Here is a 19,583-nt window from a genome sequence, read left to right as displayed (position 1 = left end):
TGCTCCCTTTTCTCTTTTCTTACCCCCGCGGGGAATTTATACGTAACTTTATCCTATCACACTTAATCTTCGTAGGCTTGGGGCAAGTTCATGAAATTTTTCACTGCCGCCCGCTTTGCCCACTACCACCATCCGTACCCTGGCTGCCATTTCTTCTTGTCCCGCCATTCATGCCGGGAGAGACACCTCCATCTTTACCCCGACCACCGTTAAAGCCCTGTCCCCCGTTCGCCCTCGAACCAGAATCTGTACTTGATATCTTCTGCGCGGTGATGGCATCGCAAGAGACGAGCACCATGGAACAACTTAGCACTGCTATGAGCAAAGCGAGATATCGCTTAATCCGCATCTTTGAACCCCTCTTTCCGAGCAAAAATGGTCAACGTGAAAAATATCTTTTTAACATATAATCATATACATCTTTAAAGCCCATGTAGGATAACACGATCAGCAGCGGATACACCGGGTAAATATACCGAGACTTAATCTCCCATAGCAGATAGAATCCAATAAAGCCTAGCACCACAAGAATCAAAGAGGACTCCCCATATCTTTTCGCTCTTATTCCACCGATTAAACGAATGAGTATACAAACATACATCAGGAAATTCAGAATATACAGTAACCACAGCAGCCCGCTTCTGTAACTTGAGTCCGCCTTAAACAAATCTGTTGCAGCGGTAGTGTAGCTATAACGGTCCATGACAAAGCCCATTCTTCCGCCGTTACTGGATGATCCGTCATTTCCCAGCCCATATCGTTCCATCTGGTATGTGCCTTCCGTCCAGGTCCAAACGATCTTTTTATAATACATTTTCACTAAATCGCTTAGGCTCGCCTCGGAGAGTTTATTACTGATTTCCTCTTTAAATAGCTCCGTACTTTCTGCCTTATTATAATTTGCCTCCTGCTGATAGATCGTATAGCTCTGCCAGTTATCCCAGAACCCAAACGTCTCCAGATTTACCCCCATATTTAGCCACATATAGACAGGTGCGGAATTTGTAGTAATCGGTTCATCTACAACACTCGTCGCCTGCAACACAGCATTTTGCGTCCAGCTCGGAGTATTGAACAATAAAATTGTGATAAACAAAGCGCTTAGAGCTTTTTTCACCCCGATCGCACGCATGTTGAACAAAAGACTGACCACCACAGCAATCAGAACAATAACACCGATGCTTCGGAAATAGTTGCCGACTGCCAGAAGGATGGCTGCGAAGAGGATATCCTTTATGGACTTTCTTTTTATAAATCTCACAGCGAAATATAAAGCACTTGTTAGAAAGGCTGTAGCAATCACATCGTTATAGATTAAATTACTCATAAACAAAGAAGGAATATAGGTTGCAGCAAACACGAGAATGCCATAGTCACGATCCTTTGACTTCTCATTGAGCTCTTTATACAGCAGGTAAATCATTAACGAGGTTAAGAGTGTAAATAGAATATTGAATATTTTGATCACCAAATAATTATCCGGAAATAACTGTAGTAACGTTTTTAAATACACAACAATCGAGAAATTAAACGGAAACATATGCAAGTAACCCGTCGTATCAAAACTTGAATAATCATTCCTGTACAGCATATCGAGTGCCAGTGAAAGCACCGTCTGCGAATCATCCGTCGGCAAGCGGGGAAACAGAAAAATGATCACGATCTGAATAGCAAAAGAACACAGTAATATGGATGGAATGACGATTTTCCAACTGTACGGATTAAGCTTCAGACATATTTTATACAAAATAACGCTTAACGCCAGCACCGCCACAATCCCTAGAATAAAAAGGCCCAGCTGTTGCTTCTCCAAAACTGGCGTGTCCCCATATACGAAATAATTATATTTCGCTCGGATAAAAAAGGAGGAAGCGATAAACAGTCCAATGAAGAATGCAAAGATGAGATATAATGATTTTTGAATTGCCCTTACCATGGAAAACCTCCTTTTCTCAGTCGAAGTCCTATACAAGCACATCCTCTGTTTCATAAAAGCATTATAAATACCCAAACTGAATATTCAATGAAAATTGGGGGTGCCGGGCCCCCGCAGTGAACAAACGCAAATAGACCGCCCTCCATGCAAAGGGTTGCGGTCAGTATTGTTAAATATTCATTGCGGAAAAGATCATTTAAACCCTACGAATTCCAAATCCTTTAGGAATCGATTACTTCCTATTAAACTCTTTACCCTCTTCGTTACATTAGGTCCTTTAGGTGTACTACCTCGTCTATTCAGCAAGATCCACCTAAGACAAGCCCATGCTTCAAAGACCTCCAGCTCTTCCTGCTCCATGTCATTCTCCAATAGATAAGCAGAACGAAACAAACGGGCATATCGCTCAGATAGGTGGATTTTCAGCAGAATAAATGACCATGCAAAATCATATCTCGGGTCTCCCAACTGGCCGTTCGTCCAGTCAATGACCGTAAACTGCTCTTGTTCCTCAACTATATTTCCTACGTGAAAATCTCCATGAATGATACGGTCCTGTTTCATTGGCGTTTGCTTTACTAGAGAAATCAGTGCTTGTTTAAGATCTGCGTGCTCACTCACTTCAGGAAAAAAGTAATCGACGAAGTCGTACTTAGGTAGTTGTATATGTTCAAGCTCAACAATATCTATTTGATGAATTCTGGCTAAAATGCTCGCGAGCTTCTTCATTGTCTTATCATTCACTTTAAGAATTGGCGTTCCGTCAAAGCTTGTTAACAACACCTTATCCCCATCGGGATTAATCCCCCAGCCCACTGGCTTAGAGACGGCTACTCCTCGTTCGGACAGGACCTCCAATAATCGATATTGAAACTGAACATCTGGTTTGGAGATCTTACTCCATGTTTTCAAAACAAAGCTTTCCTGGCCTGAACTGATCTTTAGAACCTCAGCTTCAAAGCCATCCTCCATCGGATAGGTGGTTAAAGTGGCTTCTTGAATGAGTAAGTCGTGCATGATGATTTCTTGGTGTTCTAACCAGTTTACATTAGTTATAGGGGTTCTCAAAAGTGTCCCTCCTTTCGCTCGGTTGTTCGCAGATATTAATTTTCTGGAATGCCCGCTACGATCTCAAGCAAATTGCCTTCTGGGTCAGCCACAACAGCTTCACGCAACCCGTAAGGCTGCGAAATCGGTTCTTTTATAGGCGTTGCACCGGCAGTCACCAGACGATCAAATTCCTTGTCGACCTCCTCAGGCGAGGGAACGCCAAATGAGACCTCCAGTGTCCCATTCAACCCGTTAGGATAACCTAGCCCTGAGATACTAAGCGCATCCCGCTGGCATAAATTAAAGAACACACCACTCTTAAGCTGGACCCCGGTAAATACGCCGCCATCCCATTCCAAAGCCATGTTCATGACATCCCGATAGAATGTAACCATCTTTTCCATGTCTTTTACAATAAAAGTGATCGCACCGATTTCCATAAAACCCTCCTACGATTCAAAATTATTCCTTTTAGATCGTAGACATAGTAACATAGCCGGTAAAATAATGAAATGAACTATACAATAATAAAAAGCTCTGTAGAAACTCTACAGAGCACTCTCAGCTAAATCTAACTGTACTACTTATGTCACTGAATAAAATGCCAATCCGATACTTGAAAAGATAAGCAACAGTATGGTAATAAAAACCGCAGATCCTATATACTTATTCTTTATAGACTTACCCGTAATTGATATTCCTCTTTTTCCGATAAGCGAATATAAAATGAATCCCAATATGGGAGTGGTCGCAATCATTAATAATACCCAAATCCAAGGATTTATCCCTCGATACAAACAATCGTTGTAGAGCCATAAACATGATAGCGTTATAGTCAATAAAGCAAATACAACAACTAATACAACTAATGGAATCATAACTTTCGCCCTCCTTACTTTTCACCCCAAAAAATAATTAAGCAGGTTCAAGTTTACTCCCCTTGCTCCTGCTTAAAAGTACTAACATACTGCTTTCTTCATATTTCTAACTGGTTAATTACTTTGAACGAATATCACAACTATTGTTACCAAGAAAACCTAACCAGTTAGAAATATTTAGTTTAAATTAGAAACAGAAACAGAAGCATAGTGAGAAACAAATGGAGAAGCAGAAACAACCATACTCTTCTCTCGTTTCCAAATTTTCTACGGATTCATCAGTCCAAAGGGATTCTGTGGCGTTTAAAGAATGCATTTACCTTCCACTCCTTTCATTTTGAATTAGCGGAAACAATTGATGGCATAAATGAATTCACATATAACATTCATATTTATTTAGTTACTGTAGAAAAGTAACAATAGTTGTCGCAGTTGTCATATGAATAATTAGTTTCATTCTCTAATCACTTCTAAATCATTATATTTTCCACTGAAAAGAGATATATTTCCTACAAATACAAACAAAACAGATATAACAATGATAAATACATACATACTTCCATCAATAATTGCATTTCCTTTAGAAATAGCTGAAACAGCAACGGATATAACTACAGAAAATAGAACCAATGACATCGTAAGCGAACATATTATGCTAATTATGGCTTTGATCATATATTGCTTCACAAGAATTTTCTTACCTATGCCTAAAGACCTGATGATTGCATACTCTTTTCTATTGAGATCATTCATTAAGCTAAGTAAATTAACGTTAAATATGACTGCTGCCACGATGAAAAGAAAACAGATATATTTAAAACTAGTTAAGAATGAATCCATTTTAGATAACAGGTAATCTCCAACTACATTCATGTTAGCAATATAGCTATCCTTCACTTCATTAAGGAATCCATCATCAATTGCTCTTACCAAATAAATTGTATCGCTATATTGATTTTCGGAAGCTTTCAACATCCAATTATTATTGATACCAGCAGAATCGTAGGTTCCCTTTACTCTATAATTCACAGTTTTCTCTTCGTTCGTAATTTCTAGGGTATTTCCAATATTGATTTTATAGGCGTCTGCATATGCTTTTGAGATGAGTATTTCTCTTGGATTTCCTTCAAAGACATCTTGCCCCTCGGTAATTTTAAATTTTGAGGTATAGTTCTTTTGGTCAATTTCATTGATACGAACTTGTTTGTTGGAGACCTCATCATTTTCTATCTTTGCATCCATATAGTGCATTATCGTGAATGTCTTTATATCACCGGAGTTAACCAACACCTGATTTAGAGCCTCTTCATCACTTGTCTTCATTAAATAGTTATAGGGTAAAGATTGTTGATACCCCATATCAACAGATTCCTTTAAGGTGTTTGCTAACCCAAAGCCTATTAGAATAAACCAAAGCATCATGGTTAAATTTAGAATCCCTATTACAAAAACGAGCTTATTTTTTTTAATTTCTTTAAATGTATATAAGGTACTACGATGATATTTCCATACTGGAAGTCTTGTAATCAGCTCAATGAGCAGTAATATCCCTATAAAAATAGCGCATAACGTAATTAATAAAATAAAGTTACTCGCCATGGATGTACCACTACCCAATAAAACTGCATATACGGAAAAGACAACTGGGAGAGATAGCATAATCCCAAAATTTCTTAGCCTATTCCTTTTAGGGAGACCATGATCTCCTTTGACAATAAGAACAGGATCTAGATTGACCATATACTTTAGTGCAATATTTCTGTACAAAAGGAATACAAAAATATTAAAGACTACAAATTTAAGAATATTTATCATATAAGCGGCTGTGTAATTAACACTAATATTTTCCGCAGCTAAAATCATTTTTGCGAGTGGAATGCTGAAAATAACGGACAAGATTAATGGGGTAAAGATCAAGATATTGATCTCTAATTTCATTGCCTTAATAATGTCCTTCATCTTGATAGGAATTAGCATGAACGCAGCAATATCTTTTTGGCTTCTCACAATCAACATCGTAATTCCACTAATCAACACGGCGATTGCTAATAAGTACCCTACTGTACTAATCAAATTCAAAGCCATAATCTGTTTATCTAAGTCTGAGAATAATTCATTTCTTCTATCTTCAATTGTTTTGTATTTATAACCAGACTCCAGGGTTTGCAGTTCTTGTTTCAATAACTCTCCGGATTTACCAGAAATAAATACTAATCCAGCGTCAGAATGATAGGAGGATTCTAAATTTTTAGTCTTGATATAACCAGAAACCTGGGCATCATCCACAACATCAATAGGGAGATATTCTATTCTCGTGATCTTTAAGGCTTTGTCTTGTTCCTTAATTCCTATTAGATGGATTGTATCCCCTACATTTAAATGCTGCTTGTTTGCCAATCCTTCAGAGATTACAACTTCTTCCTCGGATAAATTTTCGTAACCGGATAGAAGATAGAGCATCATTTGGTTATTTTCATTTTTAAGATAGACAGGGGCTGAATGAACATAGGAGGTTTGAATTCCTTCCTGCTCATATGCGCTTATAGCTTTATCAAAGCTCTTAGAAGGAAAAGATTGTGTGACTACAAGATCAGCAGGGTTAGATTCTTGCATAGCCTGATTAATGTATTCCTGCTTACTCATTCTTATTTGAGGCAAAATAAGCGAAACGGTCATTGTAATTACGATTGAAAGGGCTATAAAAAACATTGACCATTTATTTTGGTTTAGGTTTTTAAGATTATAGAGTTTAAATAATTCTCTATATTTCATTTAACAACCCCTCATTCATTAAATATTGTCGTTTACCCAGACTTCCAATGGAATGATCATGAGTAACTATCACTAATGCGCTGTTATAAGAAGCACTTACTTCTAGAAGGAAGTCCATTATGCTTTTGCCGGTGGCAGCGTCTAAAGCTCCTGTTGGTTCATCACATAGAATCATCTTGGGATTATTAATTAAGGCCCTCGCAATGGCGACTCTTTGCATTTCCCCACCAGAAAGTGTCGGTGTCTTATGACTATGTTTGCTTGTTAATCCCACTCTTTCTAGCATTTCCATTGCACGACTCTTTTTCTTTGCATACGATAAATTTTCATGAATAGCAATAATCAAATTTTCTAAGGGTGACAAACAAGGGATTAGATTTGAGTTTTGAAATACAAGTCCAATGTAATCTTGCCTGATCTGTTCGATCTCTTTTCTATTCTTGGTATCAATGGATCTTCCATCCACTAAGATCTGACCCTCTGTTACATCTGTTAACAATGAAATACAATTTAAAAAACTCGTTTTTCCACTTCCCGATTTCCCCATTATGGTGATGAAGTCACCTTGCTCAATGGTTAAATCAATTCCCTTTAGAACATGCTGCACATTTTTATCAGTGCTAAAATCTTTTTTAACATTTACACACTCAATCATTGTGCCTTCAAGCCTCCTTTAATTTTCAAAGTGAGGTAAAGTCTTTTTAAGAAGGATGCCAACAGGCTAACAACAAAAATCACCGGTATAAACAGAATAAATAGGTTATTTAGATCAACTAAAACATTAGATATATTTCCATGTATTATATTTTGCTGTAAGGATATAAATTTGTTGATTAACAAATCATGATTTTGAATTAAGCCCATGACAGAGTACAGAAGTGACAGAATAATCAAACATGTAGTAAGTACATATACACTACTGTAAATACCATACACATATACAGATTTACTGATTGAATAGTGTTCATCCATTTTTCTTGCTCTCTTTGCATTTATTAATTCTACAGTCATCTCTTTGATTGACTTAAACGCTTTGACCTGAATATTTTGAACATTCAGATAATCCGACAACAGCCAGTATCCATCCATTCTTAAGAATGGTACAAGGTTCATCGCCGACGTCATTAGAATAAGAACAATGCCGATAAGTAAAGAAATATTATGTGATATCATATAACACACGAATATTGGAATTGTAGTGAGTACTTGAAAGTACATCCCACTGACATCATTGATAATTCTTTTGTTTTTGTCTAAACGCCAGGTATTTGTCATATCAATAAAGAACACAAAATAGGTTAAATAAATTCCGATACCTATTTTTCCAACGTTAACATCGTACTTATAAGCTGCTGTTGCATGCCCCAGCTCATGAATAAACATGGAGAGATACACTAAAAAAATAACAAGAATAGTGTTCAGGTTATTAAAAATATCCGTTGGATATTTTGAAAGATGCATCACCGAAAATACTCCACAAATACTTACAATGATCAGCAATGGGATAACAACCCAACGACTATAGAGTAGATATTTCAGTATTGAATATAGTCCACGGAACTTCGACGACTCAATGATCGGAAGATGTAACCAAAGGTAGCTTTTTTTTTTCTCACCAGATTTGTTAGAGGAATTTGTCATCATATTTTTAGGAACAAGAAATTTTTTAATAAAATAATCGAATTCCTTGTCTGTAATACTAATACCTTTTGCATTGAGATCATTAATAATCTCCTCATTACTGTTCGTTCCATCTAACTTATCAATGATTTCTTTTGCTCTAGGTGATACTTTGATATGGCTGGATTGATCAAACGATAATATATAAAAGCTATTACCGTCTACATCAAGCTCTTGTCTAGTTTCATATTGCTTTACTTGTAGCAGCCCCTCCATGCTCATCACACCTTTTGTAGAATTTGACGCTTTCTTGTATTCACAAAAGCTTTCATTGTATCTTCAATATCACTGCATACAGGACAATCAATATCCTGGTTTATGTCTATGGCTGCTATAGGACAACCCCCACCACAAATCAGACCGTACTTGCATTCTTTGCATTGTGGAATTCGTAGTATAGTTCGATCTTTCCACATTCCCTCAAGATTTGGATCAAGCTTTACACTTTCCCCGTCATAGGATCCGATTTGATGATGCCCCTTACCGGCTAGCATTAAGCAAGTAGAAATATTTCCATCGGGAGAGAATACTAAATTACCACCAGAAGTAGCCTCACAATAATTTAGCTTCCAAGGTTTCATTTGATTATTTGAATCAAAGAAGGATTGTAGGTAATTCACACATGGAGAAACAACCATTTTAATAATCGAATCCTCAGATCCTAATGTGGGTTCGATTTCAAGAACTCTGGAGTATAACTCACTTTCTTTCATAGAGTTGTTCGAACCGTCACAATATTCTAATACTGGTGCCACATAAGGATATACATAGCCTGATTCCACCCATTTCTTTTCCTTGATAAAATGGACCAAATCGCTTAAAGAATCGATATTATCTTGATTTATGTTTGTTCGCAAATGCGTTTTTATTTTCATTTCAGTCAGTAAATCAATACTTGATTCGATGAGATCAAAGGTTCCTCTTCCACTGACTCCAATTCGTCTGACATCATGAATAGACTTTGAACCATCCAAGGTGATCTGAATGATGACATTATCATACATTTTCAAAAGCTTACTGTAGTATTTTATTGTTGTTCCATTCGTTACAATTCTCACTTCGATGTCCCTTGCTTTTGCAAAATCAAGTGTCTTTTGTACAATTGGCATGTTTTGAGGTAACAAGGGCTCTCCTCCAAACAAGGAAATCGATGTTTTTGGTGTGTCAATCTCTGTTTGTGCCGTAATGCAAGTATCAATATAATTAAGGATTAAAGTTAGTTGTTCTTCAGTCATTACTTTTTTATTACTTAGATTCTCGTCCCCCTCAAAGCAATAGGTACATCTTAAATTGCAACCCATCGTGGGACAAATGGTAAAGCTGCGAACCAGATTTTTTTCAATATACTTTTGGTGTATCTCAGCATACTTTCTTATGAATTCTTGTTCTTTCTCTTTTTGTTCAAACACGTAGCCCCTCTTAATTAAAGTTTGCATCAGCTCATCTTTATCATCAAAATTGGAATATCCCTTCTTCATTTCCTCAATCCGTTCATAAGTATCTGAATCAATAATGTCAAATGCACTAGAGATTGTATTTATTAATAAGATACTCTCATCATCAAGCTGGAAATCCATTACTCTATCCGTGAAATACAATTTTTCCATCCTCCTATTTCACTTTTCATTTTTATTAGTGGGAACTATTCGTCACATTTCATTCCTTATGCTGAAATCATAAACCAATATTTTCTGTTTTTTTGTTGCTCGTTGTAATCGGCATAATACTCGTTGTAATCTGCATAACAAAAAGGCGATTTCCCATTCAATTATTATGAATGGGAAATCGCCACCGTTTGTTCTTATGGAATTGGTAAAACTACGATTGAATTAAAATAGCCCTCATCGTATGAAAAGTCTGAGTATCCTTTTAACTTTTTGACTCGTTCATTGATACTGCTGATTCCAATGCCGTACCTATTTTTCCCTTTTTCAGAGATTAATCGCCCATAGGAGAAGTCCACATTCACATGATTCGACGAATTCACAATGATTATGAATAATTTACCTTCACTAAACTTTATTTTAATTTCAATTTCCTTTTTTATTTCTTCTGTTAATCTAAGTACGGCTTCAACAGCATTATCTAAAAGATTCCCTAAAATGGCCGCTAGATCAATGGTATGCTCTATAAATAAATCATGAGGAACTTGGAGGTCTAAAGTGCATTCTATATTATACTTCTTGGTTTGTTCTAGCTTACTATTAAGAATGGCATCGATGGGTATACATCCGGTTAATAATCTATATGAGAATACATTGGTTTTTAATAACTCCTGTAGCTCCTCTTTTACCTCGTCTGTTTTTTTTCTCTCCAATCCATAGGCTATATTTAATAAAATATTTTTCAGATCATGTTTTAACTTAGACATTTCCCTTTGATTCTCTAAGCTCTCTTCGTAATATTTATTTTGTGTCTCCATTATGGAGTACTTATGTATAAGAAAATTTTTCCCTTCTAAACTGTTGTAGATCAGCATGATGCATACATTAACAATTAACAAGAAAATACAAGGAACGAATTGATTAATATCTTTATATTGGAAAATCCAATATATACTCAATAAGGATAGACAGGGAACAATGCTTAATAACAAACATTCCTTATTACTTAATCCGATCTCATTATCAGATCTAAAATAGAGCAGCAGCTTTGCTGACAACAATACGATTAACAACGATAAAAAGTTTGCACTAAAATATACGACAAGCATAATAAATAACTGGCCTTCAAATTTCTGATCATAATTATATGTAATGATAGACAGAGCTAAATCTGCAAGCGTAGTTATCAGCGTAAAAAAGATAATGTGGTAAATCTTTCGAGCCATTGATCCGTAGAATGAGTACAATATACAGATACTTAAAAGAACAACAAATAAAAGCAACCTGACCATAGCGTTTGTGTCACTAGACAATAATTTTATGATTCCCATAGAAAGAAAGGTTAAAGAATAGAATTTATACTTTGAGATTCTGAGGTTAAGAAATCCATTAAAATAAATAGAAATTGATGTGACCTGAACAAGCGTATAGAGAATAGCTAGAACCGCAATGCTTATAACCTCAACATGTCTCAAAAGCCAATCCTCCTTTTTATGAAATGGTTATAGGCATCTTTAACTATTTTCCTCTGCCCTCTACTAATTGCAAAACTTTCCTTATTGGTGAGAATAATATCAGTCCCTGAAACAATATGTATGTAATTTAAATTTAAAATGGTGCCTTGATTTACTTTTATAAAAGATAATGGATCAAGCATTTCTTCAATCTCTTTTATTGTGCCATAGAATGAAAATTCGTCATTAACGGTTACAACATGTATAATCCTACCTTTCTCAGAGGAAATGGATAGAATCGTCTCGCTTTTAATTTGATAGTTAAGATTTTGAGTTTTGAAGAATAAGTACTGGTTATTCCTTCTGACCTCATCAATTGCGTGAAGTAATACTTTACTTATTTGTTCTTCTTGTATAGGTTTTAGTATGTATCGAAAAGGTGAAACTTCAAAGCTTTCCATAGTGTAATTGTCATAGCTGGTAACATAAATGATAATCATATTTTTGTCTATTTTTCTAATTTCCCTAGCGACCTCAATTCCATTTAGAATCCCCATTTCAATATCTAAGAATAATATTTGATACTCTTCGTTTCTAGCATTTAAGGCTTTCAATAATGATTTTCCAGATTCATAAATATCAATATCTAACTCTATGTTTTGATACAAGACCAGACTATCCATAATGATCTTCTCTAATTTGGAACTATGTAATTGCTCGTCATCACAAATACAAATTCTTATCATTCCCCTAAACTCCCTCTGTTGAAATAAAATAAAGAAATTGAAATTTCAATATATGCCTATAGTTATGTAAATATTACCTTATTAGTATTAATTCAACAAAGTAGGTCTGAAGTCCTTGCAAAATAAAAAAGACGACCAAAGTCGTCTACTAAATACTTACTAAACTATTTCATAACCAACGGTAAATCTGAAGCCGTATAGCTTCATCCTTCAGATTTCGGATTACAAAGTCCCTCATGAATAAACACCGTCTGCACTTCGAAACTTACAGGATCCATACAAAACACTTGGACCTCCAGCGCATCCATAAGCTTTTCCAAGTACCTTCTTTCCCCATTACGAAGTTCTAACATCTCCTTATATTGCAAGGAATCTAAAACGATCAAAACCGCTTTCTTTATGCGTTTAGGTGATCCAAAATCATTTGAATAACTCTCCAACAACTTGGGCTTTGACAGCACCTGATAATATGTCGCGATTTCAAGAACACATCTTAAGAGGGTTTCTCGATTTTCTTTAATTTTAAATTCGATCAGAACAATACAATCATCCACCAAAGAAACTAAATCAATCTTGCCTAATCCTTTATCCGCCCTAATATTTTTTAAAGGGACTTGATAGTCGATAATCCTTCCAATATGATCGAATATTGTACCACTTTGACTCAAGTTAAATAATTGGATGGCAACTCGCTCTTCTTTTCGATTAGAGTCCTCTTCCTTATGCCCGGTAGTAACAACCCCGTTATGCGTTGCCACGCGATACCCTTTCTCTCTTACTACTACATTGATCTCTTTCAGTCGATTTTTTATATCCAGTCTCAGCAATTCTTCAGCAATTACTTCTGTGGAGAATTCGCCATCTGCTGTCTTACCTCTGCGATTAATGATGCTGGATGTATACAATTGATCGATTGTATTAACATGAGCGCCTACTTCATTAATAAGGTTCATCTTTGAGAGCATGCTCTTTCCTATTTTCATAATAAAAAAACACCTCCTAGAGTTTCATCGGATAGGGATTATCCAATGTCTATTCTAAGGGTGCTGTTTATTATTCATGCAAAACGAACTGCGCAATATTCTTACTATGATCACCAATTCGCTCCAGATTGGTCAGCAGGTCAAGATAAATGGACCCCGTTCCGACAGAACACAAATCCTTATGCAAACGCTGAATATGATTCTTACGGTACTCTATTTCCAGATCATCCAGCTTTAATTCAAGTTGAAGCACCTCTTTAGCTATATCCTTGTCATTATGTTCAAGAGCAACTAGTGCTTTATTCACAGCCTGATTCGCAACCTCAATCATTTCCTTAAGCTCAGCGGCCGCTTCGGCTGATAGCTCCAGCTTGTTCGTCATTCTGAATTCGCCTAGTTCCACTATATTCTCAGCGTGGTCGCCGATTCGTTCCAGATCACTTACGGTTTGGAACCAGCCTGTTGCCTTCTCAGATTCTCCCGGAGAAAGACCCTTTTGGTGAATTTTCACGATATAATCGGTGATTTTACGGTTAAGCTCATTTACTAGCTCTTCCTTCTGAAGTGCCAACTCTGCAGATTTAGTATCCTTATTGAAAAAGAATCCTGTTGCATCCTGAAGGGATTCGTATGCATATTGTCCCATCCGTACAATCTCATGCTGAGCTTGTCCAAGAGCCATAGCAGGTGTCGCAAGAAAACGTTCATCCAGATAAATCGCTTTGAACTGAATCTCCTGCATTTGGCCTGGAATAGCCTTTGTTACGATCCAAGCCAGCACTGGAATAAGAGGCAGGAAGATCAGTGTATTAGTAACGTTGAATAAACCGTGAGCATAAGCAATCTGCATACGGATATTCACACCTTCTCCAAGCCACAGGACAATGTTATATACGACCGGTAACAGAATCGTGAAGAGAATTGCCCCAACAATATTAAAAATAACGTGTACGAGAGCCGTACGTTTAGCAGCTACCGTCGCACCGATCGATGCAAGCACCGCCGTTATTGTTGTTCCGATATTGTCACCGAACAAGATCGGTAAAGCTCCCCGCAAACTAATCATGCCTTCATCAGCTATCGTCTGTAGAATACCAATCGTTGCGCTCGAACTCTGAACAATCATTGTAAATACCGTTCCGACAATCAAGCCCAAGACGGGCTGGTGAGACAGCTCAATCATAAAATCTGTAAATGCAGGCAATTCCCGAAGTGGTTTAAGTCCCCCTCCCATTGTACCGAGACCAAGGAACAAGGTACCAAACCCAAAGATAATCTGTCCAATATACTGGTATCGCTTTTTGTGAATGAAGAACAAGAAGAAAGCACCTACTGCAATAATTGGAAGGGCATATTCTTCAATCTTGATCCCTACAATAAATGCTGTCATTGTTGTTCCGATATTGGCGCCCATGACTACACCAATGGCTTGACGCAAAGTCATCAGTCCCACATTTACAAGCCCGATCGCCAAAACCGTTGTCCCCGTAGAAGATTGTATCAATACGGTTACGCTAATACCGACAAGAACACCCAAAATCGGATTGGATGTATACTTCTCAAGCAGGCCGCGCATTTTATCCCCAGCGGATTTCTGAAGCCCGTCCGACATATATTTAATACCAAACAGAAAAATCCCAAGTCCACCAACGAATTTAAATATCAAATCCTGCCAATCCAAGGGAAAGCCTCCTCCACATGTATAAAATAAACAGATTCAACACATAGCATGATCTAAATTCGGGACGTCTAACCCGGTTTACCGTACAAAACTTCAAAATATAGCAAGGGTGAATCGGTGCAACACAGCAAAAAAGCTCAAGCATCCGCAGATAACCGCAGGCTTGAGCTTCTTTTTATAAATAACATAAAATAGATTGTTCTATCCAATACGTAAATACAGTATCAGAGCTTTCTTTTTCGAATTTTTTCATTTTTAAATACATGTCTATTCCATCCGAAACATCATGCCATAAATCGGTAAATACAAAATCATAGTTTTCTTTAGACATATATTTTTGAGCATATTCGAAGGCATCTGCTTTGATAATCTTAATCTTGTGAGCATTTTTGAATTGTGGCAATACGTAGTTATTAAACAACTGAATGACATCTTCATTCATTTCAACAACCGTAATGCTTTCGACATTAACTCTTTCAGATACCATATATGCATAGTAGCCAAGCCCCAGTCCAAAAGTAAGGACATTCCCAAACGCTTGATCCACTGCTTCTTTCATCGTTTCTATTTCATTAGGCGTAATCGTCATCCAGATCCTATCGTTTTCTAATACTGCGGGAAAGCTAAATTCCGTTTCAAAAAAGCCGATTTGAGGAATTTGTCTTCCCTCTGCTGTCTGCATGATATCGTTACATACAAACCCTTCAAAAGGTTTATAGGTTTCATATTTCAATTCACTGCTACCAATCTTTATAGTTGGTATCTTGATATTCTTATAATATGGATTGTCATAAAATTCATTTGCATCAAGCTTATGAAACATATTGTTAAAATATTTGTTGAACAATTCCTTATCCTCAGCATTATCAACCGTGTCCATCCCAAAGGCAGAAGCCAATAGTAGACCAAAAGCGTATTCATAAGTTACGCCACACTTTACGATCTCTCCAATTTCATCTTCGTGAATAAAATCTGGTGAATGATTTAAATACTGGCTAAGCAAAGCGAATACTTTGTAGTTATCTTCTTTTATTTGATCTGTTATTCCCTTGTTACCTACCATTTCCTCACCTGTCTATTTAAAAATTATATAGTAAAGCACTGTTATCCCGATCTCTTTTCAACCATTCCTCATTTTATCAGTCTTTATTCAATTTATCATGAGGGGAAGCATAGTTTTTTTTCGTTGGTTACAATTTTTCTTAAAGTAGGTAAGAGCGAATGGTCTATCGCTGCAAAAAAAAAGCCCAAGCATCCGCAGACTGACTGCCGTAGGCTTGAGCTTTTAAGTCTTATACTCGTGGATCGCTTTTCCGTTCCTAAATCGATTTTTACTAGTCGCCAATAGTTCTAATAATCGTGTCATACGGATCTAATTCCAGGGTTTGTTGCCCATACTCCGTTTGAATCGTAGTGCTTTGAAGTTCACCGCTATTGTTAATCACCACGAGGATTTTACTTGCCGGATAATAAGCACACTCTGTATATAAGTTATCTGTAATGTACTTTGCTTCTGTGAACTCATTACCCGCAAAACGAATCAAATTCAGCAGCAGTCTTGTATTCTCAAAGCTGAAGGTGAAAGAAGGCAGGTAGATCCCCTTTCCTTTACCGAAAGCATGCGTAGACAGCGTTATTTGACCATCCGTTTCATTCACAACCGCTGCTGATCCATCGGTAAGATTAAGGTTGTTTTTGGGCTTAATGGTAGTCCCAGCAGGAACTAAACCAAGTTCATCCTTCACTTCGTATGTCCATTTCCCATGCGCTACTCTGGAGCCTGTATCCCCATCCACACCGAGAACATGTGCCATTCTGAAAAAGCTGTCATACCCTTCAAGCGCCGAAGGCTGATTCACGCCAATAAAAGTACCACCTTCATACACCCACTCTGTCAGTAAGTCCACGCACTTGCTGTCCCTCCAGTGTTCTCCACCACTCCATGCTGAACCAGCAGAGCCGGCGTTGATCACTACATCATAATCTTTTAAAATTCCCTGACGGATATCCTCAAAATCAATAAACTGTACTTCAATCGGCAATCCAGATAAAGCCTCATTGATATGAATCAAATCATGCATATACGTTTCATGGAAATGCCCGGACAAGGTCCAAGATCGCAATTTGCCCCAAGCATGCAGAATGGCTACCTTAGTCTTGATATGATACGGTTTGCCTTTATGATGCAGCTCTTTTATTTCTCTGAATTCACCTGCAATCTTTTCGATGTAATCACAAAAATCCATGTAAGGCTCTACAAGATGCAAGTATCCGCCCAATCCAATTCGATCTATAGGCTCTCTGAGTAGAGCACGCCGGATATTGATCCAATACTTTTTGGCATCTAGTGTAGGGTTACCTCCCTCCATAAAAGTAGGAAGCCCTCCCAATCCAACCGGAAATAAGTAGGGATGCAGCCGAATCTCATGGGTATCTACTTTTACACCTGAACACATTCTTGCCTCGAACCCTGAGAACACACATTTAATCATTCCGTCGAAGCCAAACTCCTCAAAGCGATCATTGTAAGGCTCCATACCAACCCAACTATCATCATAGAAAACATACGCCAGCTTGTCGTGCTTATGCACTATATCAATTAACTGCTTACTAAATCCGATGACAAAATCATTGATAAATGCCATCCAGTCCAGCTTGCGCTGCTGCGCCGGGATATGACTGACGCGATATTTTCCACCATTCACAAAATCCTCGGCCGTGAGCGAATACCCATATTTCCGAGCAAACAGATCAAGCGCTCTTGAGCTTACCGTAAAATCGTATGAACCCCAGTCTGAGAACAAATGGCGATTGCGCTCATTGCTGCCCCAGATCCAGGCGAAATTATAAAAGAGTGAGGTAAACCGAACCACTGTTGTTTCCTTATGCTTATGACACCAATCTTCTATCCAATGGAGTAAATATTTTTGCGTTTCTACATAGATGGGATCGATCTGCATCAAATGCTCTTTTTCCCAATGATTCGTGGTGTGATTGTACATGGAGATCTCTTCCCAGATCCGGTAGACCATGAAGCTGACAGTGTACTTATGCCAAGGCGCAATGCCAGTAATGACCACATTTCCTGATTCCCGCTCATAATTCCACTGATCTCTTGGAATCTCTTCACCTGTAGTTCGGTCATAAACCTGCCAGTACTTAAACGCCTCTTTGGAATCATTTACTCGAAATTGCTCAGCGAAAAAATCCTCCATCAAATAGATGGATAAATAATCCTCGACCGCTACCTTCGGATTGGTAATTAAAAAGCTCTGCTGCAGCTTATCAGGGTGCTGGGATGCCCATTCGTTATGATCTCTGATGATACAGATTGTAGAATAAATGCCGTATCCTGCGTTGATAATCTCATCGGACAACTGTGTGCCGTCACTGTCACGGATGACATCGGCACCCCACCGTTCAGCTAACTCTAAGGTCAGTGCCTCATAACCGGATTCGCCCGGTAGTGTAAAGGCCCCGGTTGTTTGCTTGGACAACTTGGATCCCTCCTATTTAAGCATATCGGACAGAAAAGAGAGTGCTAAGCCTTGACCCCAGCCTTGAATCCAGTCTTTTGGAATATTGCGATAGCCTTCCCGATCCTTCATAACCGCTGTTCCGCCCGATACTCCCAGTACCCGTCCATCCTCGCTGATATTGTTCAAGACGCCCGTTAGAGCCTTTTGCACATATTTGGTATGCAGTGGATTGCCATTATTGATCATAGCAGCCGCAATCCCGCAAGAGGCAGACACTTCTTCATAGGACTCTTCGTCATCCAGTACGGTACGCCACAAGCCGTTCTCCGTTTGCACAAGCTTAAGTGCCGCCAGTTGATCGCGCAGCGAACACTCCACATCCATACATTGCGGATACAAATACCAGTCTTTCAAAAGCATTTTGACCTGCGACATGGTATATGCGCCCCAAGCATTTGCTCTGCCCCAATATAGTCCGGACATGTGATCCTGTTTCACATTATTGTAGCCATGGTACCAGAGGCCACTGCTAGGGTCTTGCAGGTATTTGATATGCCAGTAATATTGATTCAGGGCATCCTGGATCATTTCCTGATCGTTTAATTTACTTCCTACTCTGAGTAGAAAAAATGCCGCCATAAACAACGTATCCGCCCACGCTTGTTCTGGAAAATCATTCGAAGTAGAAACGGTATGCTGTAGCACATGATCTCCGAATCTGAGCGCATTATGCTGAAGATAATCCACCTTGCTCATCACAATATCCCAATATTTCTGGTTGCCTGTTTCTTCATATAAGGTGATCAGCATATGGCCCATAGCACAGGTGTTTACCGTCCAATCCGGCAGCCCCAGCTCGATATATTCATCTGCCCACTCTACAAGCATATCCAAATACTCTTTATTCCCTGTAGTTGCATAAGCTCTGGATACCCCATAATAAGCCACACCACATGGCCAGTCCCATGTTAAATCCATCGTCATTGTTTTTCTAACGACCTTGTCGATAACGCTTAGAATCTCTTCTCTGTCATAAGTTAATTGAAGCATCTTGATTCTCCTCTCTTTCGCACACACCCCCATTGGCGCTGAGAGCTGTCCGTTCTATGTAAACGCTTTACTAACTCCATTGTAAGGAGTAAAATAGTCTGATTCTAAGCATATTCATAACTAAACTGTGCAATTCCGACCATTAACTAGTGGTTCTTATATTTCGGGATTGGCCGTGACTACAGAGAATGTTTGGACTTCCGGTCGCTGTTGTCGTAAGAATTTCTTGATTTTATACCGCTCTTCGCGGTGGAAATCTGCAGACTGCTT

16 protein-coding genes are annotated in these 19,583 nt (G+C 38.0%); all 16 read right to left on the bottom strand.

The window, feature by feature from the left end; translation table 11 throughout:
- Positions 1–100: 100 nt before the first annotated feature.
- The 16 genes from NST74_RS03625 to NST74_RS03550 all read right to left on the bottom strand — a co-directional run bounded on the left by NST74_RS03625 (position 101) and on the right by NST74_RS03550 (position 19,313).
- Positions 101–349 (bottom strand): hypothetical protein, encoded by a 249-nt coding sequence (locus NST74_RS03625; RefSeq protein ID WP_341110426.1) that lies wholly within the window; start codon positions 347–349, stop codon positions 101–103.
- A 30-nt stretch (positions 350–379) separates the two neighbouring features.
- Complete coding sequence (locus NST74_RS03620) at positions 380–1,936, bottom strand: glycosyltransferase family 39 protein (RefSeq protein WP_341110425.1); 1,557 nt, start codon at positions 1,934–1,936, stop codon at positions 380–382.
- A 192-nt stretch (positions 1,937–2,128) separates the two neighbouring features.
- Positions 2,129–3,004 (bottom strand): aminoglycoside phosphotransferase family protein, encoded by an 876-nt coding sequence (locus NST74_RS03615; RefSeq protein WP_341110424.1) that lies wholly within the window; start codon positions 3,002–3,004, stop codon positions 2,129–2,131.
- A 35-nt stretch (positions 3,005–3,039) separates the two neighbouring features.
- Positions 3,040–3,426: a VOC family protein gene (locus tag NST74_RS03610; RefSeq protein ID WP_339289219.1), complete on the bottom strand. Its 387-nt coding sequence runs from the start codon at positions 3,424–3,426 to the stop codon at positions 3,040–3,042.
- A 144-nt stretch (positions 3,427–3,570) separates the two neighbouring features.
- The gene (locus tag NST74_RS03605) at positions 3,571–3,864 is read right to left on the bottom strand and encodes a hypothetical protein (RefSeq protein WP_042124136.1); all 294 of its coding nucleotides are present in this window, start codon (positions 3,862–3,864) and stop codon (positions 3,571–3,573) included.
- Between the two features lie 453 nt (positions 3,865–4,317).
- Entirely contained in the window at positions 4,318–6,636 is a 2,319-nt protein-coding gene (locus tag NST74_RS03600) for an ABC transporter permease (protein WP_341110422.1), read from the bottom strand.
- Entirely contained in the window at positions 6,626–7,291 is a 666-nt protein-coding gene (locus NST74_RS03595; RefSeq protein ID WP_094869983.1) for an ABC transporter ATP-binding protein, read from the bottom strand. The genes NST74_RS03600 and NST74_RS03595 overlap by 11 nt, the downstream gene beginning before the upstream one ends.
- Positions 7,288–8,532 (bottom strand): hypothetical protein, encoded by a 1,245-nt coding sequence (locus tag NST74_RS03590; protein ID WP_341110421.1) that lies wholly within the window; start codon positions 8,530–8,532, stop codon positions 7,288–7,290. The genes NST74_RS03595 and NST74_RS03590 overlap by 4 nt, the downstream gene beginning before the upstream one ends.
- Positions 8,533–8,537: 5 nt before the next feature.
- The gene (locus tag NST74_RS03585; protein ID WP_341110419.1) at positions 8,538–9,923 is read right to left on the bottom strand and encodes a radical SAM/SPASM domain-containing protein; all 1,386 of its coding nucleotides are present in this window, start codon (positions 9,921–9,923) and stop codon (positions 8,538–8,540) included.
- A 194-nt stretch (positions 9,924–10,117) separates the two neighbouring features.
- Positions 10,118–10,738 (bottom strand): ATP-binding protein, encoded by a 621-nt coding sequence (locus NST74_RS03580; RefSeq protein ID WP_339302271.1) that lies wholly within the window; start codon positions 10,736–10,738, stop codon positions 10,118–10,120.
- A gap of 653 nt (positions 10,739–11,391) precedes the next feature.
- Entirely contained in the window at positions 11,392–12,120 is a 729-nt protein-coding gene (locus tag NST74_RS03575) for a LytR/AlgR family response regulator transcription factor (protein ID WP_042124123.1), read from the bottom strand.
- Positions 12,121–12,323: 203 nt separating this feature from the next.
- Positions 12,324–13,103 (bottom strand): hypothetical protein, encoded by a 780-nt coding sequence (locus tag NST74_RS03570; protein ID WP_341110418.1) that lies wholly within the window; start codon positions 13,101–13,103, stop codon positions 12,324–12,326.
- Between the two features lie 70 nt (positions 13,104–13,173).
- Positions 13,174–14,784, bottom strand: coding sequence for a Na/Pi cotransporter family protein (locus NST74_RS03565; protein ID WP_341110417.1), 1,611 nt, complete (start codon positions 14,782–14,784; stop codon positions 13,174–13,176).
- A gap of 175 nt (positions 14,785–14,959) precedes the next feature.
- Positions 14,960–15,847 carry a spermine/spermidine synthase domain-containing protein gene (locus NST74_RS03560; protein WP_341110416.1) on the bottom strand — a complete coding sequence of 296 codons (888 nt, stop codon included), beginning with the start codon at positions 15,845–15,847 and terminating at the stop codon, positions 14,960–14,962.
- Between the two features lie 271 nt (positions 15,848–16,118).
- Complete coding sequence (gene gnpA / locus NST74_RS03555) at positions 16,119–18,281, bottom strand: 1,3-beta-galactosyl-N-acetylhexosamine phosphorylase (RefSeq protein WP_341110415.1); 2,163 nt, start codon at positions 18,279–18,281, stop codon at positions 16,119–16,121.
- 12 nt (positions 18,282–18,293) lie between these two features.
- A complete protein-coding gene (locus NST74_RS03550; RefSeq protein WP_341110414.1) occupies positions 18,294–19,313 on the bottom strand; it encodes a glycoside hydrolase family 88/105 protein in 1,020 nt (339 codons plus the stop codon).
- Positions 19,314–19,583: the final 270 nt, after the last annotated feature.

This window comes from Paenibacillus sp. FSL F4-0125, from assembly GCF_038008565.1.
Taxonomy (GTDB): domain Bacteria; phylum Bacillota; class Bacilli; order Paenibacillales; family Paenibacillaceae; genus Paenibacillus_AQ.
This window is presented reverse-complemented; position numbering and strand designations above follow the sequence as displayed.